This window comes from Thioalkalicoccus limnaeus, from assembly GCF_041197575.1.
GTDB lineage: Bacteria > Pseudomonadota > Gammaproteobacteria > Chromatiales > Chromatiaceae > Thioalkalicoccus > Thioalkalicoccus limnaeus.
On record NZ_JBDKXB010000003.1, the window covers coordinates 71,451 to 96,134 of the forward strand.

A 24,684-nucleotide genomic window follows, 5' to 3' on the forward strand; every position below is an offset into this window, starting at 1 on the left:
TCACATCGCCTCGGGGGCCGAAACACCTAGCAATTCCAAACCGTTGCGCAGCACTTGCCGGGTGGCCAGGATCAGTTTGATCCGTGCATCGCGCAATGGCTCGTCATCGACCAGGAATTGATGGGCGTTGTAGTAGGCGTGGAACTCATTGGCGAGCTCGCGCAGGAAATGCGTGATCTGGTGTGGCTCGGCGGCGACCGCGGCACCCTCGACGACCTCGGGATAGCGCGACAGCAAGCGCAGCAGCGCCTGTTCCTGTGGTTCGGTGAGCCGGTCCAGGTTGCGCTCGCCGGGGGTCGGGTCGATCGGTATCGCGCGCTCGGCGGCCTGCCGCAGCACGCTGCAGACGCGTGCATGCGCATACTGCACATAGTAGACCGGGTTGTCGGCCGATTGGGATTTCGCCAGGTCCAGATCGAAGTCGAGGTGTTGCTCGCAGCGGCGCATCACGTAGAAGAAGCGAGCGGCATCGCGTCCGACCTCCTTGCGCAGTTCGCGGAGCGTGACGAACTGACCGGACCGCGTCGACATCTGCACCTTCTCGCCTTGCCGGTAGAGGATCGCAAACTGCACGAGCAGCACATCGAGCCGGCTCGGGTCGTCGCCGAGCGCGCTCAGGGCCGCCTTGACCCGCGGCACATAGCCATGGTGGTCGGCCCCCCAGATGTCGATGACCCGCGCGAAGCCCCGTTCCAGTTTGTCCATGTGATAGGCGATGTCCGACGCGAAGTAGGTCGGCTGCCCGTTCTCGCGCACGACGACCCGGTCCTTCTCGTCGCCGAAGGCCGTCGAGCGGAACCAGAGCGCGCCATCCCGCTCGTAGACATGGCCATTGCTCCGGAGCCGCTCGATCGCGCGCTGAACGGCACCGCTCTCGACCAGTGACCGTTCCGAATACCATTCCTGATAGTCGACGCCGAACAACGACAGGTCATCGCGGATGTCGTCGAGGATCGTATTCAGCGCGAGCTCGAAGACATAGCGGTAGCGATGGTCGCCGAGCCCCTGCTTGGCGCACAGGATCAGCGCATCGATGTGCGCCTCCTTGTCGCCGCCATCCGGCTCGTCGCTCGGTATACCGCGAAAGAGCGCCGCGGCATCCTGGCGGTACGCATCGCCGTGTTCGCGATGCAGCGCAGCGGCGATATCCCAGACATAGTCGCCCTTGTAGCCATTGCTCGGAAAGTCCAGGGTCTCGCCGCAGAGCTCGAGGTAACGCAGCCAGACCGATGTCGCCAGGATGTCCATCTGGCGGCCGGCATCGTTGACATAGTATTCGCGGTGTACGTCGAAGCCGACCGCCGCCAGGAGATCCGCGACCACGGCGCCATAGGCGGCGCCGCGGCCGTGGCCCACGTGCAGGGGACCGGTCGGGTTCGCAGACACGAATTCCACTTGCACGCGCTGGCCGGCGCCGAGCTGGCTGCGTCCATAAGCGGGTCCGGCGGCCAGCACGGTCGGCACGATCCTGCGGTAGGCATGCGCGGCGAGATGGAAGTTGATGAAACCCGGACCGGCGATCTCGACGCGGGCGACCCCCGGCGTTTCGGGCAACGCGGCCACGAGTCGCTCGGCTAGCGCGCGCGGTTGCATGCGTGCGATCTTTGCCAATCCCAACGCGGAGTTGGTTGCGTACTCACCGTGGCTCGGGTCCCTGGTCCGGTCCACTTGCGGCGTCGGAAGCTCCGACGCGGGCAGGGTCCCGTCCTCGACCAGCCGCCGAAGCGCGTGGGTCAGGTGATCCTGGATCTGTTTCTTCATGGATACCGTTATCGAGCGGTGCGGAACTTAGGGGGAGTTCGAAGAAGGGCCATCCGGGCAATCTTCGCGACGCAAAACGACAATGCGGTTTCCGCATTGCTTCATGTTCGGTCGCCGAGGTGACCGAACATGGCGGGGCATCCGCACCCCCTGGGACACGCTGGATCGGTCAGCATGGTTCCAGGAGGTCTCAGCCGCGTCGGCCGAGCATGGATTCAACCACCGGCACAGCATACCGTAAAGCCGCGCTGCCTGTCGGCCTCGGATCGCGCCCGTTGCCACCAGATCATGATCGCACGGCTACTTTTCTCGCCATAGGGTTCGGTAGAGGTCGTGCCGCCGGTCACGCAGGTTCTGAACGGTCCCCGAGTTGCGCGCCAAACGCAGCGATTCGAGACGCAGGTCGGCGAAGGCGACGGTCTCGACGTTCGGCGTCGTGTCGGCTGCGATGCCATCACGGGCGAACGGGAAGTCGCACGGGGTCAGGATGCAGCTTTGCGCATACTGGATGTCCATGTTGTGCACGTTCGGCAGGTTGCCGACATTGCCGGACATGGCGACGTAACACTGATTTTCGACGGCGCGGGCCTGGGCGCAGTAGCGCACGCGCAGGTACGATTGACGTTCGTCGGTGCAGAATGGCACGAAGATGATGTTGGTTCCCTGGTCGGCGAGATGACGCGCGAGTTCCGGGAACTCGGCGTCGTAGCAGATCAATACCCCGATCGGACCACAGTCGGTGTCGATCGCTTGCAGCGTGTTGCCGCCTTCGATGTTCCACCAGTAGATCTCATTCGGGGTCGGATGGATCTTCGGCTGTTCGAAGATTTCTCCTCCACGCAGGCAGACATAGCTGATGTTCTCGACCCGGCCGTTGGGCATGCGCGTCGGATGGGATCCGCCGATGATATTGATGTTGTGTCGGATCGCCATCTCGCGCAGCGATTCCTTGAGGGGGTCCGTGTACTGAGTCAGGGCCTCGATCGACTCCGCCGGGGTCAACTCCTGATCCTGCATGGACAGGAGCTGCAGCGAGAAGAGCTCCGGGAAGACCACGAAATCGGCGCGGTACTCCGAGGTGACGTCGACGAAATAGCGCACCAGGTTCGTGAACTCGGCGAACGAGCGCACCCGCCGCTGCATGTACTGGACGGTGGCGATCCGTACCGTATCAGGGAGGCGCCCTCCATAGCTGCGGGCACGGCGTTCCTCGGCGTCGTCGAGGGCATTCGGATTGCGCCACAGCAGGTGCACACCGTAGCCGAGCGAGTCCTTGTCTTCCGGAAGATAGTCGGGCAGCAACCCGAGGACCTCGAAGCCGTTGCGCAGTTGAAAGCTCAAGACCGGGTCGCGTTGGCGGTTGCTCTTGACCTCCTCGAGGTAGGCATCAGGGGTCCCGAAGCGGTTCTTCCGCCGCGCCAGGGTCGGCAGCCGTCCGCCGAAGACGATGCCCTTCAGCCGCCATGCCTGGGCCAGCTTGCGCCGCTCGTCGTAGAGCCGTTGACCGATGCGCAGGCCCCGGTAGGCCGGGTCGACGCATACCTCCATGCCGTACAGGTACTCGCCTTCCGGGTCGTGTCGGGAGGCGTAGCCGCCCCCGGTGATCTCGCTCCAGGTATGCGGTTTCAGTGCGAGCTCAGGTCCAATCTGGAAGGTGGCGCAATAGCCGACCACCGCGCCCTCGTATTCGGCGACGAACTGCCCCTCGGGAAAGTTGTGGATCTGACCGCGCAAGACACTGGTCGAATAGGTGCCCAAGCCGCTATCGGCATAGACACGGGTGACCAGGTCGCGGATGGCTGGGATGTCCTTGACGCGGGCGTTGCGCACGAGGAGCTGCGGCTTACTGGTCTTCTTACTGCTCGGCATGCGGTGCGTTCTCCGTTCGGGGATGGGTGCGCGATTCGGTTTGGGCCCTTGCGTGCTCGCTTGGGTGCCAGGGGGCAAGCCTGGCCAGGGGGTCGGTCTCCTGTCAAGCCTTGCCCCGTTGCGCACGCGCCCGCGACCAAGAGTAGGATGTAGCCTGGTTGAAGACCAACCGATCCAGTCGACGAAGAAGGAGGGTAGCTCATGAAGGCGATCCTGATGCGTGAGCCGGGTGCCGCGGGGTGCCTGGCCTACGATGAGGTGTCATTACCGACGATCGACGCCCCGAGCGAGATCCTGGTGCGGTTGCGTGCGGCCGGCGTCAATCCGATCGACACCAAATTGCGCGCCCGCGGTGTCTTGGTGCCCGATGGGCTGCCGGCGATACTCGGATGCGATGGCGCGGGCGTCGTCGAAGCCGTTGGTCGCGATGTGACCCGCTTCAAGCCCGGGGATGAGGTCTGGTTCTGTCACGGTGGCCTCGGCGGACTCACTGGTAACTATGCGGAGTACATCGTCGTCGACGCGACGATCGCGCAGCCCAAGCCCCGCTCGATCGGCTTCGTCGAGAGTGCCGCCGCTCCGCTGGTCCTGATCACCGCCTGGGAAGCCCTGTATGATCGCGCCCGGCTCGGCGAAGGCCAGACGGTGCTGATCCACGCCGGTGCCGGTGGCGTCGGCCATGTCGCGATTCAGTTGGCCAGGTTGGCCGGTGCCCGGGTCTGTGCCACGGTCAGCAGCCCGGAAAAGGCCGCCTTCGTGCACGATCTGGGCGCCGAGTGCGCGATCAATTACCGCGACGAGGACGTCACCGAGATGATCATGAGTTGGACCGAGGGGCGCGGGGTCGATGTCGCCTTGGATACGGTCGGCCCGGCCGTATTTCGCCGGACGATCCCGGCCATGGCCCATTATGGCGACCTGATCTCGATTCTCGATCCCGGACCCGATCTCGATCTTCACGAGGCCCGCCAACGCAATCTTCGGATCAGCCTAGAACTGATGCTGACGCCGATGCTGCAACCGCTGCCGCAGGCTCGTGCACATCAATGCGAGATCCTGCGGCGGTGCGGCGAGTTGATCGACCGTAATCAGTTGCGCATCCATGTCTCCGAGACCTTCCCGTTGAGCGAAGCGGCCGCGGCGCACCGGGCGATCGAGGCCGGGCACACGCAAGGCAAGCTGGTCTTGACCATGGACCATGAATGAACCAGATCAGGCGGGACGACGGCGTGTCGCCATTCTGTCGGATACGCACGGCGACCTGGATGATCGGGTCGCCGATCTGGTCAGCGAATGCGATCTCGCAGTCCACGGTGGCGACATCGGTGGGCTTTCGGTGCTCGCGCGGTTGACGCCGCGCGGTGGGCGGGTCATCGCCGTGCGCGGCAACAACGACCAGCCGCGGCACTGGCCGGTCGACGAACGGCAGATCCTCGATTGCTTGCCGGAGATCGCCGACGTGGTGCTGCCGGGTGGACAGCTGATCTTGATCCATGGTCACCAGTATCCGGCCTTCCGGCGTCACGCGATGCTGCGGCGTCGTTTCCCGCAGGCCCGGGCAGTCGTGTATGGCCACAGCCATCATCTGAGCATCGATCGGGACCAGGCGCCCTGGATCTTGAATCCCGGTGCGGCGGGTCGCGTGCGCACGCACGGTGGCGCGTCCTGCCTGATCCTGACCGCGACCGAAACCGATTGGTCATTGGTCGTGCATCGTTTCGCGTTGACCCCGCGGCGGCGTCCGAGGCCGCGCCGAGGTCTCGACCAGTCGGCCGCGGCACCCTGACGGAGCCTCGGCAAGCTTGTGGCGACCGTTGAAAAACCGGCCGCCACGACTATGCTTACGGGTAGGATCGAGTGAACCGAAAAGGAGGATCATCATGAAGACCAAACGCACCGAGATGGCGGCAACCGATCCTCATCGGGAGATGCATCTTCTTGGTGAGATGGACCGCCTGTTCGAGAACTTCTTCCCCCGCGGCTGGATGCGTCCATGGCGTCGCGGGTGGCCGGAATGGACCATGGAGATGGCACCGTTCACGATGACGGCTCCGCGTGTCGACGTCATCGATCGCGAGTCCGACATCCTGGTCCGGGCCGAGGTGCCGGGCGTCGACCGCAAGGACATCGAGGTCGATCTATCCGGTCAGACGCTGACGATCCGCGGCGAGCGGCGTCGCGAGGAGAAGCGGGAGCGCGACGACTACCTGTATGAGGAGATCGCGCACGGGACTTTCAGTCGCGTGATTCACCTGCCGCAAGACGTCTTGGCCGATGAGGTCAAGGCCGAGTTCCGCGACGGGGTTCTCGAGATTCGTCTGCCGAAGGTCACGGCGACCGAGCGCAAGCGGATCGAGATCGTCTAGCGATCAAGAGGGTATTGTCCGCTGAGGATCGGATCAGGAGACAGGTCCGAGACGACGGCACAGCAATCCACACCCCGCAAGCGGGGACAGGCGCCGCGCAGGCGCTCTCGTGGGGCCGGTCTAGAAGACCGGCCTCGCCTTTCGACGTCGATCCAGGTTTCCCTCCCCCAACGGGATTCGCTCGGAGGTGTTGGCGATGCATTCGATCCCATGGCTGATCCTGACCATTGCGCTCGGCCTGGCCTCGTGCGACAGCGATGCCCTGACGGGACCCGTCTCGCCGACCGGCGATGTGCCGGAGGCGACCGGGTGGCGCGCTGAGACCCTGATCGAAGGGTTGGAACACCCATGGGCGATCGACTGGTTGCCAGACGGGACGGCCCTCGTCACCGAGCGGCCGGGACGGCTGCGGGTCATCCGTGATGGACGGCTCGTGGAGGAGCCGGTCGGCGGTTTGCCAGAGATCCTGGCCCATGGCCAGGGCGGCCTGCTCGACCTGTCACTGCATCCAGATTTCGCCAGGAATCGTCTGGTCTATTTCACCTACGCGACGGGAACGCAGCAGGCCAACCGCACCGCGCTCGGCCGAGGCCGGTTCGATGACCAACGCCTGACGTCGGTCGAGGTCCTGTTCGAGGTTGCCGATGACAAGTCGGGCGGACAGCACTTTGGGGCCCGTATCCTGTGGTTGCCCGACCAGAGCCTGTTGCTGACTATCGGCGACGGCGGTAATCCGCCGATTTCCCACGCCGGCACCGATATCCGCGAGCAGGCACAGCACCTCGGTACCCATTTCGGCAAGATCCTGCGGTTGACCGACGAGGGCCGCGCGCATCCGGATAACCCATTCATCGACGACGCGAGTGCGCGCGCCGAGATCTGGAGCCTGGGTCACCGCAATATACAAGGGCTGGCCCGTGACTCAACGACTGGCCGCATCTGGGCCAACGAACATGGTCCGCGCGGTGGCGACGAACTGAATCTGATCGAACGCGGCGCGAATTACGGTTGGCCGCGGGTGACCTATGGGCGCGAATACTGGGGGCCGAGAGTCAGCGACAAGACCACGGCACCGGGGATGCGCGACCCGAAGGTCGTCTGGACGCCTTCCAAGGCCCCGAGCGGTTTGGCCTTCTACACCGGCGAGGTCTTCCCGGCCTGGCAGGGCAACCTGTTCAGCGGCGCGCTCGTCTTTCAAGAGGTGCGGCGCATCACACTCGACGGCGAACGGGTCGTTGGCGAGGACAAATTATCGATCGGTCAGCGGGTGCGCGATGTGCGCCAAGGGCCCGATGGTTACTTGTATATCCTCACGGACGCTCCACGCGGCCGTTTGTTGCGGATCGTGCCGGACTGATGCCTTCGGTTCTCCACTCGCGACTGAGGCCTTGGTAAAGGTCGTGTAGTCGCGCGACTTGATCGGCCAGTCGCGCCGGATCGCCGCTGTTATCGATCAGATCATCGGCTTGCGCGAGGCGCGTCGAACGCGTGACCTGCGCGGCCATGACGCGTTCGATCTCGTCTTCGGCCATCCCGCTGCGGGCCTTGACCCGCTCGATTCGAAGTGCCTTCGGGGCATCGACGACGAGGATTCGGTCAGCCAGGTCTTGCTGGCCGGTCTCGAGCAGCAAGGGGATGACCAGAATCGCGTAGGGTGCGTTCACCGAGGCGAGCCAGGAGCGGATCGCGGCGCCGATGCGTGGATGCAGAATGGCTTCGAGCCGCTGGCGTGCCGCCTGGTCACGGAAGACCAGGTGACGCAATGCGGCGCGGTCGAGTGCCCCGTCCTGGTTCAGCACCGAGGGTCCAAAGACCGCGACGATGTCGGTCGTCGCCGGTTCACCAGGCGCCGTCAGAGTATGGGCCAATCGATCGGCGTCGATGATCGGCACGCCGTACGCGGCGAACAGGTCCGCGACCGTCGATTTGCCGCTGCCGATGCCGCCAGTCAGCGCGATGCGCAGCATCTCAGCCGAGTCCGCTCCAACTCAGATAGAAGTGGTTGATCGAGTCACCCCAGATCAGGCTGATCCAGCCGGCGCCTGCGAGATAGGGTCCGAATGGGATGGGGATCTCGCGATCGTGGCCACGGGTCAAGACCAGCAGGAGCCCGACGATGGCTCCGGTGACGGCCGCTAACAGGATGATTTGCGGCAAATATTGCCAACCGAGCCAGGCCCCGAGCAGGGCGAACAATTTGAAATCGCCGAACCCCATGCCTTCCTTGCCCGTCACCAGGCGGAAGATCTGAAAGACCGACCAGAGGCTGGCATAGCCGATGGCCGCACCGAGGATCGCCGCCTGGCTGTCTGCGAACAGGCCGGCAAGGCTGACCAGCAACCCGAGCCAGAGCAGCGGCAAGGTGATGTTGTCGGGTAACAATTGGGTATCCAGATCGATCACGGTGAGTGCGATCAGTCCCCAGGTCAACACCAGCGCCGCGGCCGCCGTCCAGTCCAGACCGAAATGCCATACGACGACGATCGACAGGATGGCTGTCAAACCCTCGATGATCGGATAACGCCAGCCGATGGGGTGGCCGCAAGCGGAGCAGCGGCCGCGCAAGGCCAAGAAGCTCAGGACCGGGATGTTCTCGAAGAAGCGGATCCGGTGTCCGCAGTGCGGACAGGTCGATGGTGGGGCACTGAGCGTGACCGGATCAGCGACCGTCGGCGTTTCCCCGCGCAATTCGGCGCAATCACGCTGCCACTCCTGCTGCAGGATTCGCGGCACGCGCAGGATCACGACGTTCAGGAAACTGCCAACGATGAGCCCAAGGACGCCGGCGCTAGCCACCAGGAGTGGGAGCTCGTCGCGGAGAAGGTCGATCCAAGCCATCGGGGATCCTCGTTAAGGCCGGGGCAGAGGCGCGTGTACGGTGGTGCGTAGGTGGTCAGCAGGGTCGACGAGACCGGCCGCGTCACACCACGGCGGCGAGCTTGAAGATGGGCAGGTACATCGCGATCACGAGGCTGCCCACGAGACTGCCGATCACGACCATGATCAGAGGTTCCAGCAGGCTACTCAGCGCATCGACCGCGTTGTCGACCTGCTCCTCGTAGAAATCCGCGACCTTGGCCAGCATTTCCTCGAGCGACCCCGATTCCTCGCCGATCGCGGTCATTTGCACGACCATGTGCGGGAACAGGTCCTGTTGACGCATCGTCAGCTGGAGCGATTGTCCGGTCGCGACGTCATCGCGCATCCGGCGAACGGCTTCGGCATAGACCACGTTTCCGGTGGCTCCGGCAACCGACTCCAAGGCTTCGACCAGCGGCACGCCGGCTGCGAACATCGTCGACAGGGTCCGGGCGTAACGTGCGATGGCGGCCTTGTTGAGGATCGGGCCGATCACCGGGATCTTCAGCGCGATGCGATCGACGATCTCGCGAAACTTGGCCGAGCGCTTGAACGTCTTGCCGATCGCAAAGCCAGCGATGAACAGGCCGATCCCGAGCGCCCACCACCATTCGCGCACGAAATCCGAGATCGCGATGACCAGCAGCGTGAAGGCCGGCAGATCCGCCCCGAAGCTCGAGAAGAGGTCCTTGAACTGCGGGATGACGAACAACATGATCACCGCGGTGATGATCACGGCCACGCCGATGACCGCGGCCGGATAGAACAGGGCCTTCTTGATCTTGCCCTTGATCGACTCGGTCTTCTCCTTGTACACCGCGATCTTGTCCAGCAGCACGTCGAGCACGCCGGCTTGCTCGCCGGCGGCGACCAGATTGCAGACCAGGTCGTCGAAATAGGCCGGATGCTTCCGCAGTGCGACGGCCATGGCCGTGCCGCTTTCGATATCGGCCTTGATCAGGAGCAGGAGGTCCTGCATCGACGGGTTCTCGTGGCCGCGACCGACGATGTCGAAGGCCTGGACCAATGGGACCCCGGCCGCCATCATGGTCGCCAACTGACGCGTGAAAACCGCTAGATCAGCGCTCGTGATCTTGCGCTTGCGCCCGCCGAAAAGCGGCTGCGCTTTCTTGCGGACCTTCAGCGGGTTGACGCCCTGGCGACGTAGCTCGGCCCGGACCATCGCCATGTTGGCGGCGCGTGTCTCGCCCTTGATGCGGGTGCCGCGCCGATCGGTGCCCTCCCAGGCGAAAACGGAAGCCGTCTCGACCTCGGGTCCCTTGTTTTTCGTTTTCCGCAAAGATATCGCTTGGGCCATCGGCGTTATTCCTTGGTCACGCGGTTGATCTCTTCGAGGCTGGTGACGCCGGCCTTGACCTTGTTAAGGCCGGAGCGGCGCAGGTCCGAGACCCCCTCCTGTCGTGCTTGAGCAGCCAAGGCCATCGCGTTGCCACCTTCCATGATGAGTCGGCCGATGGTTTCGGAGACCTGCATCACCTGAAAGATCCCGACGCGGCCCTTGTAACCGCGGGTGCAGCGTTCGCATCCAACGGGACGGTAGATCGGGAAGCCTTCGGCAAGCTCCTCTTCGCGGAAGCCCTCTTTGAGGAGGGCCTCGCGTGGCACATCGTCCGGCGTGCGGCAGTGGACGCAGAGCCGACGGGCGAGTCGCTGCGCCATGATCAGCAGCACCGACGAGGCGATGTTGAAGGGTGCGATTCCCATGTTCGCAAGTCGGGTCAGCGATTGCGGCGCATCATTGGTATGCAGGGTCGACAGGACCAGGTGACCGGTCTGCGCGGCCTTGACCGCGATCTCCGCGGTCTCCAGATCACGAATCTCGCCGACCATGATGATGTCGGGGTCTTGTCGCAGGAAGGATCGCAACGCAGCCGCGAAGGTCAGCCCCGTCTTCGGATTCATGTTGACCTGATTGATGCCCGGCACCAGGATTTCGACCGGGTCTTCGACGGTGCAGATGTTGACCTCGGGCTTGTTCAACAGGTTCAGTGCGGAATACAGGGAGACCGTTTTGCCCGACCCGGTGGGTCCCGTGACCAGGATCATGCCGTAGGGCTTGTCGATGGCCCATAGGAAAGCCTCCTTCTGGTCTGGGTCCATGCCGAGTTCCTCGATACCGACCGACGAGGCCGATGAGTCCAGTATCCGCAACACGACCTTCTCGCCGTACAGCGTCGGCAAGGTGTTGACGCGAAAATCGATGTCGCGATTGCGGCTCAGCTTGAGCTTGATCCGCCCATCCTGTGGTACGCGCCGTTCGGCGATGTTCATCCGCGACATGACCTTGAGGCGCGCCACGAGACGTGCGGCGAGGCTGACCGGTGGGCTCGCGACCTCGCGCAACAGGCCGTCTTGGCGGAAACGAACGCGAAAGCTCTTCTCGTAAGGCTCGAAATGGACGTCGGAGGCCCCTCCGGCAAGCGCGTCGACGAGCATCTTGTTTACGTACCGAACGATCGGGGCGTCATCGATATTGAGGTCGGGCGCTGCCTGTTCCTCGTCGTCGCCGGCGATGTCGAGCGTCGCCAACTCCGAGTCCATGATGTCGGTCATGGTCGTGTCTTGGGCGTCGATCGCCTTCTCGATCGCCGCGGCCAGTTTGTCCTCCTCGACCAGTATGGCCTCGGTAGTCAGCCCGGTATTGAAGCGGATCTCGTCGAGGGCCTGATCGTTGGTTGGGTCCGAGAGCGCGATGAACAACCGATTGCCGCGTCGATAGAGGGGCAGGGAGCGATGCCTTCGAATGAGTTTTTCGTCGACCAGGTTGAGCGGGAGATCCTGGATGTCGACCGCATCGAGGTCGAGCAGCGGAACGCCGAACTCGTGACAGGCGGCGACCGCGATACGGCGGCTGTCGAGGATCTTGTTCGCCACCAGATAATGGACGAAGGGCTCGCGGCGACTCGCCGATTCGGCGTGAGCCGCACGCGCCTCCTCTTCGCTGATCAGCCGGTCACGCACCAATCGCCATGCCAGGCCCGATGGATTGAGAGCAGGTTGTGTAGTAGCCATCCAGGATCCCAAGGTCGATGAACCCCGGTATCCGCGGCCTCCGACACTGGCCGCGATCGAAGCCAACCGTCTGGCTTCGCACGATACCGGTATGAGGGCTCCTCGAAAATTCAGGGAGCCCGCGCGGGGCCGGGATGCCCCGCCATTTTCAGGCGCTCGAGCGACGGAAAATGAAGCAAAGCGGACATCGCATTGTCGGCTTGCGTCTTGAAAAGTTGCCCGGATGGCAATTTTTCAAGGTTCCGATAAGTCTACATGAGTATGGGCCTGTCAGTGATGTGGCATTCGAGACCTGGTTCGCCATTTCGCGAACCGGTCCGGTTCGCCGCGGGACATGATTTCGCTAGCGGGTCGCGCGGGTGATGCCCTGTCACACCAGGTCGAAACGGGCGAATTGCATCGTGAACTGGCCGCGCCCCTGGGTCAGGCTGCGCAGCGCGGTCGTATAGCCCAAGAGCCTCTCTAGCGCCACCTCGCCGCTGATGATCGCGGTTTCGCCCTGAGCCAGCGTCTCTTGTATCAGCGCCTGGCGGGCCTGCAGATCGCCAAGGATCGCCCCGAGGTTGTCGGTGGGAGCCAGGATGTCGACCGCCATCACCGGGTGCAACAGCGCGGGTTTTGCAGCCGCCAACGCCTTTCGTACGGCCTTGTTGGCCGCTGCCGCCACGGCCTCGGTGCTGGAGGATGCACCGAACAGCTCGACCTCGAGGATCTCGACCTCGATATCCTGCACCGGAACGCCTTGCAGGGGGCCGGCCGTTAAGGCCTGATGGACGCCCTCGACGACGGCGGCGCGCTGCGCGGGGGTCGCTTCCGCGCCGTCGGGCCGGATGTGTGGTGTATCGATCAATCGTGTTCCCGCGCCACGCGCCAGCGGTGCGATGCGCACCGCGACGCGGGCGATGCGCTCCGGCACTCGAGGGTCCGGGCTTGGGGGTGGGGCGTAGAGGGCGTCGCCGGAGGCCACGGCGCATACCGTCTCGCGCACCGCGACGGCTGGGAACCCGGCGCGGACGTGCAGATGAAATTCTCGCTCGAGGCGCTCCAGCAGGATCTGCAGATGCAACTCGCCCATGCCTTTGAGGAGGCGTTGTCCGGTCTCGGGATCCTCCTCGATGCGCAAGGTCGGATCTTCTTGAGTCAGTTTATCGAGGACCTCGAGCAGGCGCTCCGGGTCTGTGTCCGGGCCAGGCTCGATGGCGAGGCTCAGCACCGGTTCGCGCGCCTCGATGCGCTCCAATGCAAGTGGATGGCCTGGGCCGCACAGGGTGTCCCCGGTTGTGGCCCTGCGCAGACCCGCAAGGAGCACGATGGCTCCCGGACCGGCCTCGGCGACCTTCGTCTTCTTCCCGGCATCGACATCGAAGATCCTGGCCACCTGTTCCCGCTGTGTCTGGCCGTCCGCCGTCAGGAACTCGAGGGCATCGCCTGGGTGCAGCCGATTGCGGTAGATGCGGGCGAACACATGCCGGCGTCCATCCCACAGCTGGACCTTGAAGGCGAGCGCGACGAAGGTGCCCTGGTCGCCGATCGACACGCTTTCGACCTGGCCATCAGGTCGCCGCGCGAGGGCCGGCGGCCGGTCTGTCGGGGCGGGCAGAAAATCGACGATCCCATCGAGCAGCGGCTGGATCCCGAGGTTGCGCAGGGCGCTTCCGCCGTAGGCCGGGAACAAGCGTCCGGCCAATGTGCCCAACCGCAGGATGCGGCGAAGCTCCGCGGGGTCCGGCTCGGCACCGGCGAGGACCTGATCGGCCAGCCTGTCGTCGAGGTCGGCGACGGTGAGCAGCAGGGCCTCGCGCCAACTCGCCAGCTCGTCCCACAGATCCGCTGGACAGGGTTCGCTGACGACCGACTCGCCCTGGTCACCCGTGAACCTTAGCAGGGTGCGATCGATCAAATGAACGACGGCGGCTTGCCCCGGCGCCGGCACCGTGACCGCGACCGGGTTGACCTTCAGCCGTTTGGCGACATGCTCGAGTGCCTTGGCGAAATCGGCGCCAGGTCGATCCAGCTTGTTGACGAAGAAGATGGCGGGCAGATGGAAGCGGGTGCGTTGTCGCCAGACGGTTTCGGTCTGTGGTTCGACGCCCCGGACTCCGTCGAGGACGAGGATGGCGCCGTCGAGTACGCGCATCGCGCGCTCGACCTCGATGGTAAAATCGACGTGGCCCGGGGTATCGATGATCTGGATAAGATGATCGTGCCAGGGTGCCTTGGTCACCGCCGCGGTGATGGTGATGCCGTGGCGCTGTTCCTCGGCCAGGTAATCCATATGGGCGGTGCCATCATGGACCTCGCCGATCTTGTGCGAGGCGCCCGTGTAGAAGAGGATGCGTTCCGTCAGCGTCGTCTTTCCCGCGTCGACATGGGCGGCAATGCCGATGTTTCGGAGCCGGGCGAGCGTCGCATGCTTGCTCATCGATCAAACCTGTGCGGATAGCTACGATGAACCATAACACGACCTCTGCGTTTTCGATGCCGCGGGTGTGGCTGGCTGCCGCCCTGCTGTTGGCTGGTACCGGCATCGGTGGGACGGGCCATGCGGAGCTCTATCAGCTCCAGCGGGCGACCGATGATGTCGTCGGCGCTGCTTTTTTTGTGAGGAGTCGGAGCGAGGATACCTTGCTGGACATTGCCCGGCTCAACGGCTTCGGCCACGATGACATGCGGAGCGCAAACCCGCGGGTGGACATGTGGGTGCCGGGCGATGGAGCCAACGTGCTGATCCCGAATCGCTTCGTGCTGCCCGACGCGCCGCGCGAGGGCATCGTGCTGAACTTGGCGGAGAAGCGGCTCTATTTCTTCCCCCCGGGCGAGCCAACGAAGGTCCACAGCTTTCCGATCAGCATCGGCCGCGAGGGCCACAATACGCCGGTCGGCCAGTTTCATATCCTTGCCAAGAACGAGAATCCCACTTGGCGACCGCCGGCCTGGATCCGCGAGCAACGGGCGAAGGAGGGGCGGCCGATACCCGAGGTCGTGCCACCAGGCCCCGACAATCCGCTAGGTGACTTTGCGATGCGGTTGAGCGACCCGAGTTACTTGATCCACGGTACCAACCGGCCCTGGGGGCTGGGCATGGAGGTCAGTGCCGGTTGCATCCGCATGTACCCGGAAGACATCGCCCATCTGTTCCCGATGGTCGATCTCAAGACCCAGGTCACGATCGTCGATCAGCCGGTCAAAATCGGTTGGTACGGGGATGAGCTCTATCTCGAAGTGCACAAGAAGGAGGGTGAGTCGATCCGGGATCCGAGGGAGGTGATACCGGCGGCGCTGGCTGGCGACCCGGGCGTGTTCATCGATTGGGGTGCGGTCAGGCGGACCCTCGAGGCTCGAACCGGCCTCCCGAAACTGGTGGGAGGCCGGAATGCATCAGCCAACTGGCATCATTTGGACATGATCTTCTGATACATGCGATCGATGCGTGCCTGGTTGGCGTCGCAGCAGGCCTGAGCGGCGTTGGCCTTGTTCAAGGCGTCCATGGCCATGTCGCGGGCTTGCTGGTCGGTGGCGCAGCCGCCGAGCAACGAGGCACCGAACAGGGCCGTGGCCGTCAGGGCGAGTACCTTGGCTTTAGGGGTCATCGTGAGTTCTCCTTGATGAAAAACGGAGGGGGCCGATAGGCCCGTGTAAGGTATAACACAAGGCGTCGCGATTTGTTGAGTACCACGACGGATTCCTGAGTCGAAGACGCCAGACCCCGGCATTCGTTGCGGGCCGCGCAGGTTATCGGGCATCTCCGATAGCCTGCATTGTGCCACCTTTTAGGGAGCAAAAGCTACGTATCCGATATACCACAAATCGGTCGGCCCGGCTTGGTCGAGCGTGGCGGATCCGGCACAATCTCCGGGCCTGCAATGTCCCTCATCTTACTCACGCCAACCCGCTGAATACGAGCAACCGATGGTCAGACGCTACTACGACCGCGCCGACCGAGAGTCGACGATCAATCCTTTTCGGTGCGAGGGTTTCCTCCGCGATGGCGCGATCCCGCGGCGTGGTGGCGGATCAGTCGCGCTCGATACACTGCCACCATTCCTGCGCGCGCTGCTCGTGACCGATGGCACCGTGACCAAGATCCTCGAGGCCTATTTCTGGGAACCGGTGAATGTCTCGACGCAGCGCCAGGAGTTCGTCACGGCCGAGCAGCCGATCCCGTGGGTGAGCGTGGCCCCTGGCGACCGGGTTCTGGTGCGCGAGGCGCATCTTCGGGGTGCCGATCGCGGCACCCTCTATGCCACGGCCTTCTCGATCATCCGCACCGAATTGATACCGGATACCTTCCGTCAGCGCTTGATCGATCGAGAGATCGGAATCGGCGTCCTGATCCGGGACAGCGGCCTCGAGAGCTATCGTGAGGTCATCGAAGTCGATGTGACGACCGTCACAGATGAGGATATCGACCATGAAGAACTGGGTACGGGTGACTTGTTGGCGCGGACCTATCGGATCATCATCGGCCGTGAACCGGTGATCCTGATCACCGAAGGATTCCCGGTCTCGCGTTACCGGTGACAGAGGGAGCCTCCATCGACTGGTATCGGGGGATGTCGCAACCTTGGTTGCGAAAAGGGTCTGGCAATGCTGAAATCCGGGCGGGTACCGGAAACGCTGGCGCGGGCACTGGTCTCGGGCGGCGGATGCGCTTTCATTCCGTGGCCATGCTCGGCATCTGTGCGTCGCTCGCAAGGCAGTCGCCTCTTTGCGGAGACTTCTCGAATCATGCCTGTCGCGTCCGTCAAGCGCCGTCCGTTCGTCGTCATCGTCGATGACCAAGCCACTGGGCGCCGGATCCTGGAACGCATGGTCCACGGTTCGGCGCCGGAGCTCGATGTGGCCTGTTTCGGCGACCCGCTGTCCGCCATCGAGGCCATCGGTCAGCGCGTCCCGGATCTGATCCTGACCGACTATCTGATGCCCGGTATGGACGGGATTGCTTTCATCCGGCGCATTCGTGCCTTCCACGCCTGTCTCGATGTCCCGATCATCGTGGTCACGATCCTGGAAGGCCAGGACGTCCGGTACCAGGCGCTCGACGCGGGTGCTACCGATTTCCTCCATCGGCCGATCGACGAATACGAATGCCGGGCCCGGTGTCGCAATCTGCTGACACTGCGTCATCAGCAGATGATCATCCGTGACCGGGCGGCCTGGCTCGAGGCGCGAGTCACCGAGGCCACCTCCGAGATCAAGGCGCGTGAGCGCGAAACCCTGTTGCGCTTGGCCAAGGCTGGCGAGTACCGCGACAAGGGGACCGGTGATCATGTGTTGCGCATCGCACGCTATTCGCGTCTGATGGCGGAGGCGCTCGGTCTGACGTCGGAGCACTGTGACGCGATCGAGCTGGCCGCGCCGATGCACGACATCGGCAAGGTCGGGATCCCGGATCAGGTCCTGCTCAAGCCCGGGCGTTTGACGCCTGGCGAGTTCGAGATCATGAAGCGCCATTGCGCGATCGGTTTCGAGATCTTGAAAGACAGTCCGTCGAGCTACCTTCAGCTTGGCGCCACGATCGCGTTGCATCATCACGAACGCTATGATGGTACCGGGTATCCGGGCGCCATCGCGGCGGAAAGGATCCCGCTGGAGGCACGGATCGTCGCCGTGGCCGATGTCTTCGATGCGCTGACGACGGCCCGTCCTTACAAGCAAGCCTGGCCGGTTGATGAGGCGTTGGGCCACCTGGTCGCCGAGTCCGGTGCGCATTTCGACCCCGAGTGCGTCACGGCCTTTTTGTCGGTCACGGAATCGGTCGAGGCCGTCGGACGGGAGCTGGCCGACGAGGGCCTGGCCAACGGAGACCCCGACGCAGCCGGTCCCGGTCCCGAGGAGACGCCGGACCCGAGCGGTCGATGACGCCTCGATACGCGAACGCCACACCGGAGGTTCGACGTCCTCGCTCCTGGCTAGTCCGATTGCAGGAGCGGGCGGATACCGAGCATGAACAGGCGCTGTTGCGCCTCGTGATCGGCTCGGCCGCCTGTCTCTACATGGTCGGCGCGGAACTCTTCGGGGATGCCGGGTGGACGGTCGGTCCGGCCATCGTCGTCGTCGCCGTCGGTTTCATGGCGTCGGCGCTGGCGTTGCTTCTGGGTATCCTGATCTGGCCGTCGCCATCGCCCTTCCGCCGCATCGCTGGGATCCTGCTGGACCTGTCCGCGACCACGGTCGCGATGAGCCTCGCCGGCGAACACGGGGCGCCGTTGCTCGCCGTCTACCTGTGGGTCATCATCGGGAACGGCTTTCGCTTCGGCGTCAGCTATCTCGTCGTGGCTGCCTGCCTGGCGGTCGTGGGCTTCATCGTCGTGATCGCCTTGTCGCCGTTCTGGCACTCGCACCCGTTCCTCGGGATCAGCTACCTGTTGGTCTTGATCCTGATCCCGCCGTATGTGGCGCTCCTGTTGCGGAAGCTGACCGAGGCGGTCGATCGCGCGAACGACGCGAATCGCGCCAAGAGCCAGTTCCTCGCGAAGATGAGCCACGAGTTGCGCACGCCGTTGAATGGCGTCATCGGCGGCAGCGAGTTGCTGATGGACGGCGAACTCGGCTCGGAACAGCGGTCGCTCGCTCGGACCATCAAGACCTCGGCGCAGACGCTGCTCGGCATCATCGAGAACATCCTGGACTTGTCGAGGATCGAGGCTGGGCGGGTGCAGTTGGAGCGGATCGACTTCGATCTGCATCGGCTGCTCGCGGACACGTTGGAGATGGTTCGGCCGCAGGCCCGACGCAAGGGTCTCGCACTGTCGATGCGCATCGATCCACAGCTGCCTTTCCTGTTGCGTGGCGATCCGTTGCATCTTCGCCAGATCCTGATCAACCTGCTGGGTAATGCCGTGAAGTTCACGGAAACGGGCTCGGTGGTGTTGCGGGCCGGATTGGCGGGCGGGATGGAGACGGGAGGCCGGGTGCTGGCCCGCCTCGAGGTCGAAGATACCGGAATCGGAATCGCCGAGACCGACCAAGCAACGATCTTCGACCGTTTTCGCCAGGCTGACAGTTCGATCACGCGCCGCTACGGTGGCTCGGGTTTGGGCACCGCGATCGCGCGGGAGCTGGCACGGCTGATGGGCGGAGAGATCGGTCTTCGCAGCATGCCGGGGCGGGGCTCGCTGTTCTGGGTCGAGGTGCCGCTGGAGGTGCGGGAATCCGTGCTGCCGTCCCCTCCCGAGCCGGGGTTCGGCGGTCTGCGCCTGCTGGTCATCGGGGCCGGCGATCTGACGCGGGCCTTGTCTGGTTATCTGATCGCGTGGGGATTGGAGCATCGCATCGTCCGTTCTCCTATCGAAGCGTGCGCAGAGCTGAATACCGCCTGCTCGCGCGATCGGTCCTACCACTTGGTGCTGGTATGTACTGGCGCGAATCTGCCCGACCCGGCGCGCATCGCGACCGAACTGCGCCTAACCGCGGGGTGCGATGCTGTCGGGCTGGTGTTGGTCGGTGCGCTACGCGTCGACGGTGATATGGAACATTGGCATGCGCAGGGATATTCGAGCGTCGTGCACGACCCGCTGGATAAGAGGCTACTTTTCAACGCGATTCATGCGGCATCGAGTGCCCGCGAGATCCCTGGGAATGTGGTGTCGTTGATCGACCACTATCGTGCCAAGGCGGCTCCGACATCGGCGCATCTGAGGATCTTGGTCGCCGAGGATAACGAAACCAATCGGCTGTTGTTGCGGGGGTTGCTCGAGCGAGTCGGTCATTCGGTGACCTTGTTCGATAACGGTGACGCGGCGCTGGAAGCCTTGGCGAACGGTGCCGATGACTTCGATCTGATGGTCATCGACCACAATATGCCGGGGCGCAGCGGCCTGGATGTCTTCAAGGCCCACCGTTTCATGCGCGCTGGTGCAGCATTGCCGACGATCATCCTGACGGCGGACGCGACTCCCGAGGCCCGGCAGGCCTGTCTGGACGCCGGTGTCACGGCCTTCCTGACCAAGCCGATCGAGTCGGTCAAGCTCCTGGAGCTGATCGCAGCGGTTGGTGCCGCCGGTTGCGGTCGCCAGGATCCAGGGCATCACGCGTCTGGTGTCGCGGCACCGGGGTTGCTGTTGGACGATGACAAGCTGCGAGCGTTGGACCAACTCGCGGCCGACCCCGCGTTCGTTCACGAATTGGTACAGTGTTTCCGGCGCGATGGCGAATCGGCGATCGAGCGTCTGGGCGCTGCGCTGGACGAGCAGGACTACCCGGCCCTGAGGGCGACGATCCATGCCCTGAGAGGCGTTGCGGCGGAGTTCGGGGCATTGCGCGTGTTGGATCTGTGCCGCCAGTTGCAGACCTTGCGCCCCTTCGAGTTGCACAGCGAACGGGCTGCGTCGTTGCTTGCCGCCTTGCGGCTGGCGCAGGGGGAAACCATCAGTCGGCTGGCCGTGCTTTATCACGGCCCGGGCGACTCGAATCAGCCCCCCGGTCTGGCCCTCCCACCGGAGGCGTCTTGAGGGCGCTCGGCTCGAGGCGACGGGACCTTCCATCACCAGGTCGTTTCGCCCGCGTCATGGGCCATGGCCACCGCGCGGCCCCGGCTTTCATCGATGAAACGGGTCGCCCCGAGGGCGATCGCGAACAACAGCACGCAGAACAGGATGGCCGTGTGCAATCCGACCAGCATCTGCAACAGGCCTATGGCCACCAGCCCGAAGACCCCAGCCAACTTCATGGCTAGGCCCCAAAAGCCGAACAGTTCCGCGGAGCGAGACAGAGGGGCGAACAGACCGACCAGCGTGCGAGTGGCCGATTGACAGGACCCAAGGCTCAGGCCGGCGACGCAGCCGACAACGAGGAACAGGTACTGGGCCGGCCAGTCGAGCCCCAAGTGCTCCATCAGGCCGCGACTGATCGCCGGTGTCAAATAGATCAGGGCAATGGCCGTGATCCATAGGATCAATGTGATGCCATAGGTGCGCAGTGCCCCGATCCGATCCTGAATGAAGCCGAAGCCGAGCGCGCCGGCGGCGGCGGTGATCTGGACTAGCACGAACATCAGGGTCCGCACCGATTCGTCCCAGCCGATCACCTGCGCGCCGTAGATGAAGGCGTAGGTGATGATGATGTAGATGCCGCTCATCGAGAAGAAGACGGATACGAACAGGACCGCCAGATCGCGGTGTTCGCGAAGCCGTCCGATCGTCTGGCCGACGCGGGCGAAACCGATGGCCAGGTAGCCGGTGCCGGGTGGCAGCGGCCGCGGGCGTCCGCGCTCGCGCACCCAGACGAAGGTCGGGATGGCCGCGAGCAGGAAGAACACCGCGGCCCAAGGGCCGACCCAGCGGATGCGCTCGAAGTTCTCGGCACTGACCTCGCCGAGGGCGAGCAAGACGAAGATGGCCGACATCAAACCCCCGATGTAACCCAGCGCCCAGCCGAACCCCGAGATCTTGCCCAAGTCTTCCGGCGGTCCCAGGTCCGGTAGGAAGCTTGCGATGAAGGCCTCGCCGATCGAATAGGCAAAGTTGGACAGAATCAGCAGCAGGACGCCGAGCAGCAGGTAACCGGGGGCGACGAAGTAGAGTGCGGCCGTCGTGACGACCGTGACCAGATAACTTGCGAACAGGAAGCGCTTCTTGGTCGCGGTGTAATCCATGATGGCGCCGGCGACCGGCGAACAGACGACGACCAGCAGATAGCCCGTGGCCAGAGCGAGGCTCCACAGCAGATTGCCCAGCCGGTAGTCCGGGGCGTCTCCGACGATGATGCGCGTGAAGAGGTCGCCGAAGACGACGGTGATGATCAGCAACGTGTAAGCCTGGTTGGCGAAATCGAACATCGCCCAACCAAAGATCTCGCGCTTTGGGGCTCGGACACGCGGTGGCATCATTCTCGTCCGGGTCGTCGGCACCGCCACCGGGTGCCGTTACCGTGCAGACAGCGTAACAAGATGCTGCTCATGAGGTCTCCCGACTTCCAGCGCGACAGCGATCGATCGCCGAATTGTACGCTAGGCAGGGGCTGTCTCGCCGCGGATGGCGGAATACACGACGGGGGTAGGGGAGGCGGTTCGAGCGCGATGTCGCGTCGTTGCCGACGCCGCGGAGCCAGGTCACCTCGATGAGGCTTGGGGGATCCTGGCGAGGGACGCGGGGCCTTTGCGCGATCCGCGCGCGCCAGGCGGGCCAAACGAACAAGCCCCGCCGGAGGCGGGGCTTGCTTGGCTTAGCGGGAATGGGATCCGGAGATCACATCATGTCCATGTCGCCCATGCCGCCCATGCCACCCATGCCGCCCGGCATCGCCGGCTTGTCGTCCTTCGGCATCTCGGCGACCATGCACTCGGTCGTGATCATCAGACCCGCGATCGAGGCGGCGTTCTGCAGCGCCGAACGGGTGACCTTGGTCGGATCCAGGATGCCCATCGCAACCAGGTCGCCGTACTCGCCGGTCGCCGCGTTGTAGCCGAAGTTGCCCGAGCCTTCGGCGACCTTGCGCAGCACGACGGAGCCTTCTTCGCCGGCGTTGGCGACGATTTGACGCAGCGGCTCCTCGAGCGCGCGCCGCGCGATGGCGATACCGACGTCCTGGTCGTGGTTGATGCCCGTCAGGTCCTTGATCGCGGACAGCGCCCGCACGAGTGCGACACCGCCGCCGGGCACGATGCCCTCCTCGACGGCCGCGCGGGTCGCATGCAGCGCGTCCTCGACGCGCGCCTTCTTTTCCTTCATCTCGACCTCGGTCGCGGCACCGACCTTGATCACGGCGACACCGCCGGCGAGCTTGGCCAGCCGCTCCTGCAGCTTCTCGCGGTCGTAATCGGAGGTCGTGTCCTCGACCTGCTGGCGGATCTGCTCGCAGCGGGCCTTGATGTCGCTCTCGGACCCGGCCCCGTCGATGATGGTAGTCTCGTCCTTGGTGATCTGGACCTTCTTCGCGTTGCCGAGCTCGTTCAGCGTGGCCTTCTCGAGCGACAGGCCGACTTCCTCGGCGATCACGGTGGCGCCGGTCAGGATCGCGATGTCCTGCAGCATGGCCTTGCGGCGGTCACCGAAGCCCGGGGCCTTGACGGCGCAGACCTTGATGATGCCGCGGATCGTGTTGACGACCAGCGTGGCCAGGGCCTCGCCCTCGACGTCTTCGGCGACGATCAGCAGTGGCTTGCCGGCCTTGGCGACGGCCTCGAGCACAGGAAGCAGATCGCGGATGTTCGAGATCTTCTTGTCGTGCAGCAGGATGAAGGGGTCTTCGAGCTCGGCGCTCTGGTTCTGCTGGTTGTTGATGAAGTAGGGCGACAGATAGCCACGATCGAACTGCATCCCCTCGACGACATCCAGCTCGTTGTGCAGCGAGGTCCCTTCCTCGACGGTGATGACGCCTTCCTTGCCGACCTTTTCCATCGCCTGCGCGATGATCTCGCCGATCGACTCGTCGGAGTTCGCCGAGATGGTGCCGACCTGGGCAATCGACTTGTTCTCGGTGCAAGGCTTCGACATGCTCTTGAGTTCGTCGACGATCCCGATGACCGCCTTGTCGATGCCGCGCTTCAGATCCATCGGATTCATGCCGGCGGCAACGGCCTTCAGGCCCTCGCGGACCATGGCCTGGGCCAGCACGGTCGCGGTCGTGGTGCCGTCGCCGGCGATGTCGGAGGTCTTGGACGCGACTTCCTTGACCATCTGCGCGCCCATGTTCTCGAACTTGTCCTTGAGCTCGATCTCCTTGGCGACGGAGACGCCATCCTTGGTCACGGTCGGAGCGCCAAAGCTCTTCTCCAGAATCACGTTGCGACCTTTGGGGCCGAGCGTGATCTTGACGGCGTTGGCGAGGACGTTGACCCCGTGCAACATGCGGTTACGGGCGTCATCACTGAAACGGACGTCTTTTGCACTCATTGTCTTGAATCCTGTTGCGAAGTGGTTGAATCGGTTCGTGGGAGGCGGGAGCTGCGGTGGGCCGTCAGCCCTCGATCACGCCCATGATGTCTTCCTCGCGCATGACGAGGAAATCCTTGCCGCTCAGCTTCACTTCGGTACCCGAGTACTTGCCGAACAGCACCCGGTCGCCGACCTTGACATCGAGCGGGCGGGTCTCGCCGTTGTCGAGCAGCTTGCCGCGGCCGACCGCGATGACCTCACCCTGGATCGGCTTCTCGGTTGCCGTATCGGGAATCACGATACCACCAGCCGTTGTACGTTCCTCCTCCATGCGGCGGACGACGACGCGATCGTGCAAGGGACGGATATTCATCGGACGTTTCTCCTCGTGCGGTTGAACATTGAAGCGCCCATCAACCCGGTGCCGGGTTGTTAGCACTCGTCTAATGTGAGCGCTAATAATAGGCGTGTCGGCCGCCGTGTCAAGCGGTCACGGGAGGATTTTTGCCCTGTGGATGTCAGTCCTTTTCGCGTCGGTAGTCGCCGTCGATGACCCGCGGACCCTCATCGCGATCCATCGAGCGTGGGTCGCGCGGGTCGACCGACCGTATCGGGATGATCTGCACATAGCGGTTGATGACGAGCCGTCGCAGCGGCGGGACGAGCAGTGCGAAGCCGATGGCGTCGGTGATGAAGCCCGGGAACAGCAGCAACAAGCCCGCGAACAACAACAAGGCGCCATCGAACATGTCGAGTGCCGGGAGCTCCTCCCGAGCCATTTGCTGCTGAACGCGGCGCAAGACGGTGAAGCCTTGCTGCCGCACGAGCAGGGTACCGATGACGGCTGTCAGGATCGCGAGCAGGATGGTCGTCAAGGGGCCGATCGCGCTGCCGACCTTGAGCAGGACGTAAAGCTCGGCGAGCGGGGCCGCGATGAAAAGGATGATGATAACGGGTAGCACTGTGTTCGGCCTCTCCGG

The 24,684-nt window shown here is 64.1% G+C and carries 20 protein-coding genes; 8 read left to right on the plus strand and 12 right to left on the minus strand.

The window, feature by feature from the left end:
• The gene (gene argS, locus ABC977_RS03350; protein ID WP_369665822.1) at positions 1 to 1,761 is read right to left on the minus strand and encodes an arginine--tRNA ligase; all 1,761 of its coding nucleotides are present in this window, start codon (positions 1,759 to 1,761) and stop codon (positions 1 to 3) included.
• A 300-nt stretch (positions 1,762 to 2,061) separates the two neighbouring features.
• Positions 2,062 to 3,630, minus strand: a complete 1,569-nt coding sequence (locus ABC977_RS03355; RefSeq protein WP_369665823.1) for a GNAT family N-acetyltransferase — start codon at positions 3,628 to 3,630, stop codon at positions 2,062 to 2,064.
• A 201-nt stretch (positions 3,631 to 3,831) separates the two neighbouring features.
• Here ABC977_RS03355 and ABC977_RS03360 point away from each other — a divergent pair, with 201 nt between their 5' ends.
• The 4 genes from ABC977_RS03360 to ABC977_RS03375 all read left to right on the plus strand — a co-directional run bounded on the left by ABC977_RS03360 (position 3,832) and on the right by ABC977_RS03375 (position 7,353).
• A complete protein-coding gene (locus tag ABC977_RS03360) occupies positions 3,832 to 4,836 on the plus strand; it encodes a zinc-dependent alcohol dehydrogenase family protein (RefSeq protein WP_369665824.1) in 1,005 nt (334 codons plus the stop codon).
• A complete protein-coding gene (locus ABC977_RS03365) occupies positions 4,829 to 5,416 on the plus strand; it encodes a metallophosphoesterase family protein (RefSeq protein ID WP_369665825.1) in 588 nt (195 codons plus the stop codon). The genes ABC977_RS03360 and ABC977_RS03365 overlap by 8 nt, the downstream gene beginning before the upstream one ends.
• A gap of 94 nt (positions 5,417 to 5,510) precedes the next feature.
• Positions 5,511 to 5,996, plus strand: a complete 486-nt coding sequence (locus ABC977_RS03370) for an Hsp20/alpha crystallin family protein (protein WP_369665826.1) — start codon at positions 5,511 to 5,513, stop codon at positions 5,994 to 5,996.
• Positions 5,997 to 6,192: 196 nt separating this feature from the next.
• A complete protein-coding gene (locus ABC977_RS03375) occupies positions 6,193 to 7,353 on the plus strand; it encodes a PQQ-dependent sugar dehydrogenase (RefSeq protein WP_369665827.1) in 1,161 nt (386 codons plus the stop codon).
• Here ABC977_RS03375 and coaE read toward each other — a convergent pair.
• The 5 genes from coaE to ABC977_RS03400 form a co-directional block, all read right to left on the minus strand.
• On the minus strand, positions 7,307 to 7,963 hold the full coding sequence (gene coaE / locus ABC977_RS03380) for a dephospho-CoA kinase (RefSeq protein WP_369665828.1): 657 nt from the start codon (positions 7,961 to 7,963) through the stop codon (positions 7,307 to 7,309). The two genes, ABC977_RS03375 and coaE, sit on opposite strands and share 47 nt — an antisense overlap.
• 1 nt (position 7,964) lies before the next feature.
• On the minus strand, positions 7,965 to 8,834 hold the full coding sequence (locus tag ABC977_RS03385; protein WP_369665829.1) for a prepilin peptidase: 870 nt from the start codon (positions 8,832 to 8,834) through the stop codon (positions 7,965 to 7,967).
• An 82-nt stretch (positions 8,835 to 8,916) separates the two neighbouring features.
• Complete coding sequence (locus ABC977_RS03390) at positions 8,917 to 10,173, minus strand: type II secretion system F family protein (protein WP_369665830.1); 1,257 nt, start codon at positions 10,171 to 10,173, stop codon at positions 8,917 to 8,919.
• Positions 10,174 to 10,178: 5 nt separating this feature from the next.
• Positions 10,179 to 11,888 (minus strand): type IV-A pilus assembly ATPase PilB, encoded by a 1,710-nt coding sequence (gene pilB, locus ABC977_RS03395; RefSeq protein ID WP_369665831.1) that lies wholly within the window; start codon positions 11,886 to 11,888, stop codon positions 10,179 to 10,181.
• A gap of 370 nt (positions 11,889 to 12,258) precedes the next feature.
• Positions 12,259 to 14,310, minus strand: coding sequence for an elongation factor G (locus tag ABC977_RS03400; protein ID WP_369665832.1), 2,052 nt, complete (start codon positions 14,308 to 14,310; stop codon positions 12,259 to 12,261).
• Positions 14,311 to 14,336: 26 nt separating this feature from the next.
• Here ABC977_RS03400 and ABC977_RS03405 point away from each other — a divergent pair, with 26 nt between their 5' ends.
• Positions 14,337 to 15,302 (plus strand): L,D-transpeptidase family protein, encoded by a 966-nt coding sequence (locus ABC977_RS03405; RefSeq protein ID WP_369665833.1) that lies wholly within the window; start codon positions 14,337 to 14,339, stop codon positions 15,300 to 15,302.
• Here ABC977_RS03405 and ABC977_RS03410 read toward each other — a convergent pair.
• Positions 15,281 to 15,478: an alanine-zipper protein gene (locus ABC977_RS03410; RefSeq protein ID WP_369665834.1), complete on the minus strand. Its 198-nt coding sequence runs from the start codon at positions 15,476 to 15,478 to the stop codon at positions 15,281 to 15,283. The two genes, ABC977_RS03405 and ABC977_RS03410, sit on opposite strands and share 22 nt — an antisense overlap.
• A gap of 319 nt (positions 15,479 to 15,797) precedes the next feature.
• Between ABC977_RS03410 and ABC977_RS03415 the strand changes: the two genes are divergently transcribed.
• The 3 genes from ABC977_RS03415 (at position 15,798) to ABC977_RS03425 (ending at position 20,341) form a co-directional block, all read left to right on the plus strand.
• Entirely contained in the window at positions 15,798 to 16,409 is a 612-nt protein-coding gene (locus ABC977_RS03415) for a chorismate--pyruvate lyase family protein (RefSeq protein WP_369665835.1), read from the plus strand.
• A 207-nt stretch (positions 16,410 to 16,616) separates the two neighbouring features.
• Positions 16,617 to 17,750: an HD domain-containing phosphohydrolase gene (locus ABC977_RS03420; protein ID WP_369665836.1), complete on the plus strand. Its 1,134-nt coding sequence runs from the start codon at positions 16,617 to 16,619 to the stop codon at positions 17,748 to 17,750.
• Positions 17,747 to 20,341 (plus strand): ATP-binding protein, encoded by a 2,595-nt coding sequence (locus ABC977_RS03425; protein WP_369665837.1) that lies wholly within the window; start codon positions 17,747 to 17,749, stop codon positions 20,339 to 20,341. The genes ABC977_RS03420 and ABC977_RS03425 overlap by 4 nt, the downstream gene beginning before the upstream one ends.
• 32 nt (positions 20,342 to 20,373) lie before the next feature.
• On the opposite strand, the gene ABC977_RS03430 is transcribed toward ABC977_RS03425, so the two are convergent.
• From ABC977_RS03430 to ABC977_RS03445, 4 genes are all read right to left on the minus strand, one after another.
• Positions 20,374 to 21,714 (minus strand): MFS transporter, encoded by a 1,341-nt coding sequence (locus ABC977_RS03430; protein WP_369665991.1) that lies wholly within the window; start codon positions 21,712 to 21,714, stop codon positions 20,374 to 20,376.
• Positions 21,715 to 22,075: 361 nt separating this feature from the next.
• A complete protein-coding gene (gene groL, locus ABC977_RS03435; RefSeq protein ID WP_369665838.1) occupies positions 22,076 to 23,722 on the minus strand; it encodes a chaperonin GroEL in 1,647 nt (548 codons plus the stop codon).
• A 64-nt stretch (positions 23,723 to 23,786) separates the two neighbouring features.
• Positions 23,787 to 24,077 carry a co-chaperone GroES gene (groES, locus tag ABC977_RS03440; protein WP_369665839.1) on the minus strand — a complete coding sequence of 97 codons (291 nt, stop codon included), beginning with the start codon at positions 24,075 to 24,077 and terminating at the stop codon, positions 23,787 to 23,789.
• A gap of 145 nt (positions 24,078 to 24,222) precedes the next feature.
• Entirely contained in the window at positions 24,223 to 24,666 is a 444-nt protein-coding gene (locus ABC977_RS03445; protein ID WP_369665840.1) for an FxsA family protein, read from the minus strand.
• Positions 24,667 to 24,684 lie beyond the last annotated feature (18 nt).

Coding starts and splice junctions, on each gene's coding strand:
- ABC977_RS03355 (WP_369665823.1), bottom strand. CDS start 3,630: ATGCCGAGCAGTAAGAAGACCAGTAAGCCGCAGCTCCTCGTGCGCAAC.
- ABC977_RS03360 (WP_369665824.1), top strand. CDS start 3,832: ATGAAGGCGATCCTGATGCGTGAGCCGGGTGCCGCGGGGTGCCTGGCC.
- ABC977_RS03370 (WP_369665826.1), top strand. CDS start 5,511: ATGAAGACCAAACGCACCGAGATGGCGGCAACCGATCCTCATCGGGAG.
- groES (WP_369665839.1), bottom strand. CDS start 24,077: ATGAATATCCGTCCCTTGCACGATCGCGTCGTCGTCCGCCGCATGGAG.
- ABC977_RS03375 (WP_369665827.1), top strand. CDS start 6,193: ATGCATTCGATCCCATGGCTGATCCTGACCATTGCGCTCGGCCTGGCC.
- ABC977_RS03420 (WP_369665836.1), top strand. CDS start 16,617: ATGCCTGTCGCGTCCGTCAAGCGCCGTCCGTTCGTCGTCATCGTCGAT.
- coaE (WP_369665828.1), bottom strand. CDS start 7,963: ATGCTGCGCATCGCGCTGACTGGCGGCATCGGCAGCGGCAAATCGACG.
- ABC977_RS03425 (WP_369665837.1), top strand. CDS start 17,747: ATGACGCCTCGATACGCGAACGCCACACCGGAGGTTCGACGTCCTCGC.
- pilB (WP_369665831.1), bottom strand. CDS start 11,888: ATGGCTACTACACAACCTGCTCTCAATCCATCGGGCCTGGCATGGCGA.
- ABC977_RS03390 (WP_369665830.1), bottom strand. CDS start 10,173: ATGGCCCAAGCGATATCTTTGCGGAAAACGAAAAACAAGGGACCCGAG.
- ABC977_RS03410 (WP_369665834.1), bottom strand. CDS start 15,478: ATGACCCCTAAAGCCAAGGTACTCGCCCTGACGGCCACGGCCCTGTTC.
- ABC977_RS03415 (WP_369665835.1), top strand. CDS start 15,798: ATGGTCAGACGCTACTACGACCGCGCCGACCGAGAGTCGACGATCAAT.
- argS (WP_369665822.1), bottom strand. CDS start 1,761: ATGAAGAAACAGATCCAGGATCACCTGACCCACGCGCTTCGGCGGCTG.
- ABC977_RS03365 (WP_369665825.1), top strand. CDS start 4,829: ATGAATGAACCAGATCAGGCGGGACGACGGCGTGTCGCCATTCTGTCG.
- ABC977_RS03405 (WP_369665833.1), top strand. CDS start 14,337: ATGAACCATAACACGACCTCTGCGTTTTCGATGCCGCGGGTGTGGCTG.
- ABC977_RS03430 (WP_369665991.1), bottom strand. CDS start 21,714: ATGCCACCGCGTGTCCGAGCCCCAAAGCGCGAGATCTTTGGTTGGGCG.
- groL (WP_369665838.1), bottom strand. CDS start 23,722: ATGAGTGCAAAAGACGTCCGTTTCAGTGATGACGCCCGTAACCGCATG.
- ABC977_RS03385 (WP_369665829.1), bottom strand. CDS start 8,834: ATGGCTTGGATCGACCTTCTCCGCGACGAGCTCCCACTCCTGGTGGCT.
- ABC977_RS03400 (WP_369665832.1), bottom strand. CDS start 14,310: ATGAGCAAGCATGCGACGCTCGCCCGGCTCCGAAACATCGGCATTGCC.